Annotated in this window: 7 protein-coding genes; 4 read left to right on the top strand and 3 right to left on the bottom strand. The window is 61.9% G+C overall.

Annotation, left to right across the window (positions count from 1 at the left end; genetic code table 11):
- Together LLH00_00035 and LLH00_00030 are read right to left on the bottom strand one after the other, a co-directional pair.
- Nucleotides 1-231 (bottom strand): helix-turn-helix transcriptional regulator (locus tag LLH00_00035; protein MCE5269656.1); only part of this gene is annotated, 231 nt, incomplete at its 3' end.
- 33 nt (nucleotides 232-264) lie between these two features.
- On the bottom strand, nucleotides 265-1,104 hold the full coding sequence (locus LLH00_00030; protein ID MCE5269655.1) for a hypothetical protein: 840 nt from the start codon (nucleotides 1,102-1,104) through the stop codon (nucleotides 265-267).
- Nucleotides 1,105-1,468: 364 nt separating this feature from the next.
- Between LLH00_00030 and LLH00_00025 the strand changes: the two genes are divergently transcribed.
- The 4 genes from LLH00_00025 to LLH00_00010 all read left to right on the top strand — a co-directional run bounded on the left by LLH00_00025 (nucleotide 1,469) and on the right by LLH00_00010 (nucleotide 6,326).
- Entirely contained in the window at nucleotides 1,469-2,584 is a 1,116-nt protein-coding gene (locus LLH00_00025) for a PmoA family protein (GenBank protein MCE5269654.1), read from the top strand.
- 135 nt (nucleotides 2,585-2,719) lie between these two features.
- Nucleotides 2,720-3,490, top strand: a complete 771-nt coding sequence (locus tag LLH00_00020) for a DUF1080 domain-containing protein (protein MCE5269653.1) — start codon at nucleotides 2,720-2,722, stop codon at nucleotides 3,488-3,490.
- 217 nt (nucleotides 3,491-3,707) lie between these two features.
- Complete coding sequence (locus tag LLH00_00015; GenBank protein MCE5269652.1) at nucleotides 3,708-5,018, top strand: hypothetical protein; 1,311 nt, start codon at nucleotides 3,708-3,710, stop codon at nucleotides 5,016-5,018.
- Nucleotides 5,019-5,042: 24 nt separating this feature from the next.
- The gene (locus LLH00_00010) at nucleotides 5,043-6,326 is read left to right on the top strand and encodes a hypothetical protein (GenBank protein MCE5269651.1); all 1,284 of its coding nucleotides are present in this window, start codon (nucleotides 5,043-5,045) and stop codon (nucleotides 6,324-6,326) included.
- A gap of 637 nt (nucleotides 6,327-6,963) precedes the next feature.
- Here the strand turns inward: LLH00_00010 and LLH00_00005 are convergent.
- Nucleotides 6,964-7,318, bottom strand: a 355-nt coding sequence (locus LLH00_00005) for an NAD(P)H-dependent oxidoreductase (protein MCE5269650.1), incomplete at its 5' end; no start/stop codon positions are given.

Here is a 7,318-nt window from a genome sequence, read left to right as displayed (position 1 = left end):
GGATGTCTCAGCCGCGGGACTGTCCTCATCGAGAGCGAACACCTCCTCCACGTTCACCCCGAAAAGACGGGCGATCCGCAGCGCCAGGGTGAGCGAGGGGGTGTAGCGGTCGGCCTCCAGGGCGACAATGGTCTGGCGGGTGACTCCCACCCGGGCGGCCAGCTCGGCCTGGGTCATCTCGCCGTGGTCGAAGCGCAGGCGCCGGACCTTGTTGGTCAGTTTGCCTTTCATCCTCAGGTTGTCCTTATCTCATTGAAATGGCTTTTATCCGCGTGATCTGATGATAATTGAAGCGAGGAAAGAAAGCCCTGCGACACCGAATGCACAGTACCCTGCCAGCAGAAACCAACCCATGTCGACCGCCCCGACACCCTGGAAAGCGTACACCGCAGCGATCAAAGCCAGACCGGCCAGGAACGTGGCAATAAGCACCCACCAGCGTTCACGGCGAGCCTTGGCGATGATTGATGTGTCCTGCGCATCCCTCTCGGAAACGCTTATGTTCGCCGAGAGGCTGAAAAACATAAAAACAGCCGTAAGCATGTAGAAAATTCCCATCGCCCAATCCACAGGGCTGCTCGGATGTAAAGGGAAGATAAAAAGAAATACGGTCAGTATGGCGGACATGATTACCAGGGTCATAATTGCCCCTTTTTGCAACTCCCCGGCACCGTACAGATATTCCAGGACCGCGGTGCGCTTTTCCTTGCCCCAACCGTATTGAACGATGGTCGACAACGACATAGTTACTACCAGCAGAAACACCCCTAACCACCAGAATGTGCTGAAAGTGTCTGTCGATATTGTCTTTCCGCCGTTCGAAAACATGATATAGATTCCGGCGGCGACGAAATAGACGTAGAACATCCACAGGCCAATCAACGAGGCGCTGCGCTCGATTTCCCGCTCTCTTTCATCCGAGTAATCCTCTTCCCTTTTTCGCCTCAGGAGAAGGGCCCCGACTCCGAACGAGCCACAGGTGAGTGGACCGGCTATCCGGCTGGCGATATTTCTGTCGAACAGGAAAAACAGAATCAGGTAAAGCGTCACTCCGGAAACAACGACCGATAAATTGTAGACCGACCATCTCTGCAGGGGTCGCATTCCATGCCTCCGGTGAATGGGTTCTCTGGTTTGTTTCAGACGGTGGGGTTCTCGTGTAATCTTTTTCTTTCTTATTGTATGATTTATTTTACATCGTGTCAAGTTTTTCCAACTTGAATCACTCCCCCTCCGGAACAATCTGACCAGCTTTGGCTGCGGAATGCGCGCGGACGGATTTCCCGGTCCATTAATCCGATGTTACAACCTCCAACCCGCTCATTTCTTGACAGGCCCGGCCGGAGAGCATAGATTTTTTTTGTTCCGGAACAGTCGAATCCACTTCCGGAGAACCGGAGCGCCACTCCCCCGGCGCCCGCTGCCAAGCCACCGGACCGCCTGCTCATTTCAGCCCTGGAGGAACACGATGTTGTCGAGAACAATCTTTCGAGGGTCAGCCACGGCCGGATTGGCTGTCTGCGCGATCCTGACTCTGGCCGCCTGCGGCGGTGACAAGAGCGCCGAACAGCCTGCCTCTGCCACGGAGGGAAACAACATGGTCAGCTTGGCAGTCGATTCGGCAGCCGGACAGGTGAACGTGACAGTGGACGGCAAGGAATTTACCGCCTGGCTCTACCGCGGGGGCCTGTTCAAGCCCTCGCTGTACCCGATTATCACGGCGGACGGCCGCCGGGTTACCCGTGGCTTCCCGCTTCAGATGCAGCCCGGCGACCGCGTGGACCATCCGCACCATGTGGGGGCCTGGTTCAACTACGGCAACGTGAACGGCATCGATTTCTGGGGCCACAGCGATTCGAGCGACGTGACGAAAGGCAAGTTCGGCGTGATCGTGCAGCGCTCGATCGGCAAGGTGGAATCCGGCCCCGGCGTGGGTCGTCTGGATGTGAGCCTGGAGTGGCTGGGCCCGGAGGGCGAGCCGGTGCTCAAAGAGTCCGACCGCCTGTTCTTCCGCGCCGAGCCCGGCCTGCGCTGCATCGACCGCCTGATCACGCTCACCCCGTCCGCGGGCAAGGTGGATTTCCCGGACACCAAGGAGGGCATGTTCGCCCTGCGGGTCGTCAACGCCCTGGAGGAACCCTCCACCGAGCCGGTCAAGTACGTGGATGAGCACGGCGGGGTGACCGAGGTGTCGCCGGCCGACAACACCGCGGATGGCGAGTACCTCACCAGCGAGGGCCTGGTCGGGGAGAAACAGGTCTGGGGCACCCGGGCCAAATGGTGTATCCTGCGCGGCGCCCTGGAGAACCGTCCGGTGACGGTCGCTATTTTCGACCACCCGGGCAACGTGGGTTTCCCCACCCACTGGCACGCCCGCGGCTACGGCTTGTTCAGCGCCAACCCGCTGGGTTGGAAGGATTTCACCCAGGGTAAGGAAACGATGAATTTCAGCCTCGCCCCGGGCGAGACCGGCGTGTTCCGCTACCGGATCCTGGTCAGCGACGAGCGTCTGGAGGCGGCCCAGGCCGACTCATTGTACAATATATGGCTGCAGCAGGCGGATGGAGAGATCGCGGCGCAATGACCCTGGCCGACTGCTCCCGGTTGAGAGCGGATTATATACGGTGGACAGTGTCAACTCAGGCAATAGACAGGTTCAGGCAAGTCTGTGGCAGTTTTCCGGCATCAATCTCCACAATGTCCACAAGGGAGGAGCACCATGCATACTGGTTTCCTGAGAAGGCTCACCAGCGGTTTGATGACGGTCGGCCTGGCCGTGTTGCTGAACATGGCCAATATCTCGTGCAGCCCGGCCGCGGCCAAGGTTCCGCCTCCGCCCGCTCCGGTGCAGGAGGACGGGTACACCTACCTGCTGAAGCAGAACGACGAGGGCAAGTACTCCCTGGCCGGCTGGAACCATTACGGCCCCGGCTATTTCGACCTCGACCGCGCCACCGGCGTGATGACCTCACACAGCGGCATGGGCCTGATGTGGTTCAGCGAGAAGATGTACGGCGATTTCGTGCTGGAGATGGATTTCCTGTGCGACGCCCATGAGACCAACTCCGGCGTGTTCTTCCGTGTCCCCTATGTCCCAGTTAGCGACCAGTACATCTACGACAGCTTCGAAATCCAGATCTACGACGCGGTCGAGAACAAGAACCCCGTGATGCACGAGGGTGCGGCCGCCCCGACCGGCGACCCGATGAAGCACGCCACCGGCGCGATCTACGATGCCAAGGGCCCCGACAAGCTCACCTCTTTCGGCCCCGGTAAGTGGAACCACTACAAGCTGACGTTCCAGGGCCTCAGCGCGACCGTGGAGCTCAACGGCGAGGTGGTCAACCAGTGGCAGCTCCAGCCCTCCGGCAAGGTTGCCACCTGCTGGCCCAAGGGCTATTTCGGCCTGCAGAACCACGACGAGACATCGAGCGTGCATTTCGCCAACATCCGGGTCAAGGAACTGGCGCCTCCCACCCCGGCGCAGTAAGCCGTTAAGACAAAGCTTTCCACTGCAGAAAAAATCTTTTGGGGGGCATGGTTCGCCATGCCCCTTTTTATTTCCACCGTTTTAGTTTTCCGCCTGTCCGATTCCTTTGATTTTTGTCCCCTCCCGTCTTAGATTCGGCACTTGTCCCCCTTTACTCCCTCACACCACGACAAGGAGATTCGAGATGCGCATGACCGGCTTCCATTCAGGAGCCAGAGTGTTGCGGACAAACGCCGGAGCGGCCGCGCTGCTGGCCCTGGCCCTGGCCCTGGGCGCCGGGTCCTCGGCAGTCGCGCAGCAGGGCGGTGCGGTCTGCACTGTCAAGGCGCGCGCCTATCCCGGTCCGGACGGTGCGATGTGGCAGGGCCTGATGGCGGCGCAGGACGGCCGGGTCTACACCGGGCTGTGCGATGAGGGCGGCAGCGCTCATTTCTACCAGTACGACCCCGCCACGGACAAAAACCGCATGATCGCCGACATCGCAACTTTCCTGGGCGAGCGCGGCAAGGGCATCCGCATGTCCTCCAAGATCCACAACCACCCGGTGGAGGACAGCCGGGGCCGGGTCTATTTCATCCCGATGAGTAACGGCGCGGGCCCCAAGAACATCGACTACACCTCCTGGCGCGGCGGCCACGTGCTGCGCTACAACCCGGCCGATGACACCCTGGAGGACCTGGGCCTTCTTGACCGCATGGTCGGCTCCTACCCCCTGGCCATCGACAAGAAGCGCAACCAGCTTTTCGGCATCGGCTACACCGGCTATTTCTACCGCTTCGACATCGAGAAGCGCGAGACCCACAACCTGGGACGGATCACCGACTGGGACATCTGCCGCGACATCGCGGCGGATGACGACGGCAATGTCTACGGCTGCTGGGGCATCTCACGCGTTTGGCGCTACGACCCCCGCACCGACCGTCCCTACGAGATGGCGATCCAGATCCCGTTCGACCCCACGGTCTGGCCGACCCAGATGGGCAACCCGATGCTTGACCGGTCCTATATCTGGCGCGCCGTGGAATGGGACCCGCAGGACCAGGCGGTCTACGGGATCACCTGCGGAAGCGGCTCGATCCTGTTCAAGTACGAGCCGCACGTGGACCTGGAGGGCAAAGTGACCGAGCTGGCCCAGATGTGCGACCCCAAGTTCCTGGAACCGGCGGGCCGCAAGGACATCCCCTACTCGCCGCTGGCTTTCGCCCTGGACAGCCGGAACCGCCGGGTCTATTTCGTGCCCTCCTCCCGTGCCTACGCCATCGGCTCCTATGCCGAGACTTTCGGCGTGACCAGCGACCACCACCTGTTGATGTACGACCTCAAGGCCGGACGCAAGGTGGACCTGGGGGCGTTGCGCACGGAGGACGGACGGCGCGTGTTCGGCTGCGAGGCCGCCTCGGTGGCCCCGGACGGCACCCTGTACATCTGCGGCGAGGCCGAGCTGGCCGCAGACGAGCAACCCACGCGCAAGGTCGGGGGCAAGACCCCGACCGCGCTGCACCTTTTAATCTACAAGCCCCAGCTCTGAGGCCCAGCGACAGGAGAGACTGACATGCTGAAGATTGCAGGCTGGTTTATCCCGGCGCTTGCCATATTGGCGCTCGTCGCCCTCCGCCCGGCCCCGGCCACGGCCCAGGACTGGATGCAGCCGGAATTCGAATTCGCCCAGCGCCTCGACCTGCGCGACCTGGGCTATCCCCTGGTCAACGAGGTGCCGCACAACAACTGCGCGATCACCTCGCTGCTGGCCGCCTCGAACCGTAAAATCTACGGCGCCACCTCGGGCGACACCGCCTACCTGTTCGTGTTCGACCCGCGGCTCAACAAGGTGCGCCACCTGGGCCGCGTAGCCGAGGCGCAGTCGGTGCACCACGCCCTGGTGGAGGACGGCCACGGCCTGATCTACCTGGGTACGGGCCTCAACCCGTTCACCCCGCTGGAGCTTTCCACCGGCGGCACCACCCTGCACGTGGACAGCTCGCTGGCGATGGACCTCCGGAAGCATTTCGCGGGCTACCCCGGCGGGCAGCTCTATGTCTACGACCCGTCCAGGAGCGACCGCACGGTCAAGCTGGAGGGCGAGCCGGCCGAGCTGGTCAGCCTGGGCGCCCCGGCGCCGGGCAACTCGATCTACTGCCTGGCCGCCGATCCCAAGCGCGGGCGTATCTACGGGGTGAGCTACCCGGACGGCAAGTTCTTCTACTACGACCTCGCGGCCAAGGCGTTCAAGACTGTCTGCGAGCTTGACAGCCAGGTGGTGTTCCACGGCCCGGAGCGCGACTGGCGCAGCCTTCCCCGCGCCCTGTACGTGGACAGCGGCACCGGGCGGGTGTTTACCTCCGGCCTGGGCGGCAACCTGGTCTACTACGATCCACAAAGCGACAAGCTGGTGCTCACCGAGTCCGTGGTGCCCGGCGACCGCTACCGTTTCGAGTCGAACACCCACCCGGTGGTGGAGGCTTTCGCGCGGGCCAGGGATGGCTGGGTCTACGGCGGCTCCTCGGACGGCCACCTGTTCCGCTTCGACCCCTCCACCCTGCGGCTGGACAATCTGGGCAAGGCCCGCTCGGAGCGCCGCCTGCGCTGCCTGGCCGCCGCCGCGGACGGCAGCCTGTACCTGTTCGCCGGGGAGCGCAAGGGCGCCCTGCCCTGCAAGCTCTACCGTTTCGACCCGCAGAGCGGCTCCTACGCGGACATGGGCACCCTGGTGCTGGACCGCAGCCCCTATTACCACTGGCGCGGCTACCAGTTCGACGCCATGGCGGCCGGGCCGGACGGGACACTGTATTTCGGGGAGAGCGAGCGCTGCGGGCATTTGTGGATTTACATGCCCTGACGAGTTGACACAAGGTGTTGAAAATAATGTAGGGGAGGGTTTAAAACCCTCCCCTACGTGTTTTATGGAGTTTGTATTTTATATGCAGGGGCACGGCCTGCGCTTTTTTCACACATGGTCCGGCCCGCCGCCTCCCCCTTTTTCAAAGGGGGAGCGAGGCAGTAATGTCCGGTTAGGTTTTTGCATATAATGTTATGGGCGAACACAGTGTTCGTATCGGAATGACTCGATCCTGGGTTAAAGCCAAGCCTCGTGCGGCTGACAGGCCGCCGCTGTTGCCTTGGGGGCCGCACCTGTCTGAGCCTCCCGCCAGGGCAGCGTGTAATCGAACGTGAAACGGCCGGGGTTGAAATTGACGCACAGCGCGGCGGCGATTCGCGGCAGCGCCGTCGCTGCAACGCGCGAGCGGTATCAACACTCCGTAAACACTTAAGATCGAAACGGAGGCGTGGTCTGGACGAGTTTGCGGCCCCCGCTGGCTTTGCTGCTTTGGCCGAAACCAAAGCAGAACAGAGTCTTTCGTCTTCTCACTGCAACTCCCTAACCGGACATTGCTGGGACCGAGGGGGATTTAATCCCAATAGCCGGGCGACATGGATGTCGCCTCTACGGCAGGGGGGCCATTCAGCACTCCGGCTCAGTGCCCAACCAGGACCGCAAACGAGCGGGCGAAATCCGCGGCCTGGGCGGCGAACTCATCCGCGCTCATCGATTTGTCCAGTCCCAGGCGCAGGACCACCTTGCCGGCATTCATGTCGATCGCCTGCTCCATCGAATCGACAGTACTCTTTGCCCCGGGCATTCCGGCACCCACCGAGAACAGGGCGAACAGCTTTCCCTCCGCCTTCCCCGGAGACATATAGATCATGTGGAAGGCTTCATCGAAGAACTTCTTCATTTCCCAGCTCATCTGCCCAAAATGCGCCGGGCTGCCCAGCACGAAATAATCATAAGCCTCCACCTCGCGCCAGTCTTTCTTCTCGAACTCCTCC

The sequence above is a fragment of the bacterium genome (genome assembly GCA_021372515.1).
GTDB lineage: Bacteria > Gemmatimonadota > Glassbacteria > GWA2-58-10 > GWA2-58-10 > JAJFUG01.
This window is presented reverse-complemented; position numbering and strand designations above follow the sequence as displayed.

Coding starts and splice junctions, on each gene's coding strand:
- LLH00_00030 (MCE5269655.1), bottom strand. CDS start 1,104: ATGCGACCCCTGCAGAGATGGTCGGTCTACAATTTATCGGTCGTTGTT.
- LLH00_00025 (MCE5269654.1), top strand. CDS start 1,469: ATGTTGTCGAGAACAATCTTTCGAGGGTCAGCCACGGCCGGATTGGCT.
- LLH00_00020 (MCE5269653.1), top strand. CDS start 2,720: ATGCATACTGGTTTCCTGAGAAGGCTCACCAGCGGTTTGATGACGGTC.
- LLH00_00010 (MCE5269651.1), top strand. CDS start 5,043: ATGCTGAAGATTGCAGGCTGGTTTATCCCGGCGCTTGCCATATTGGCG.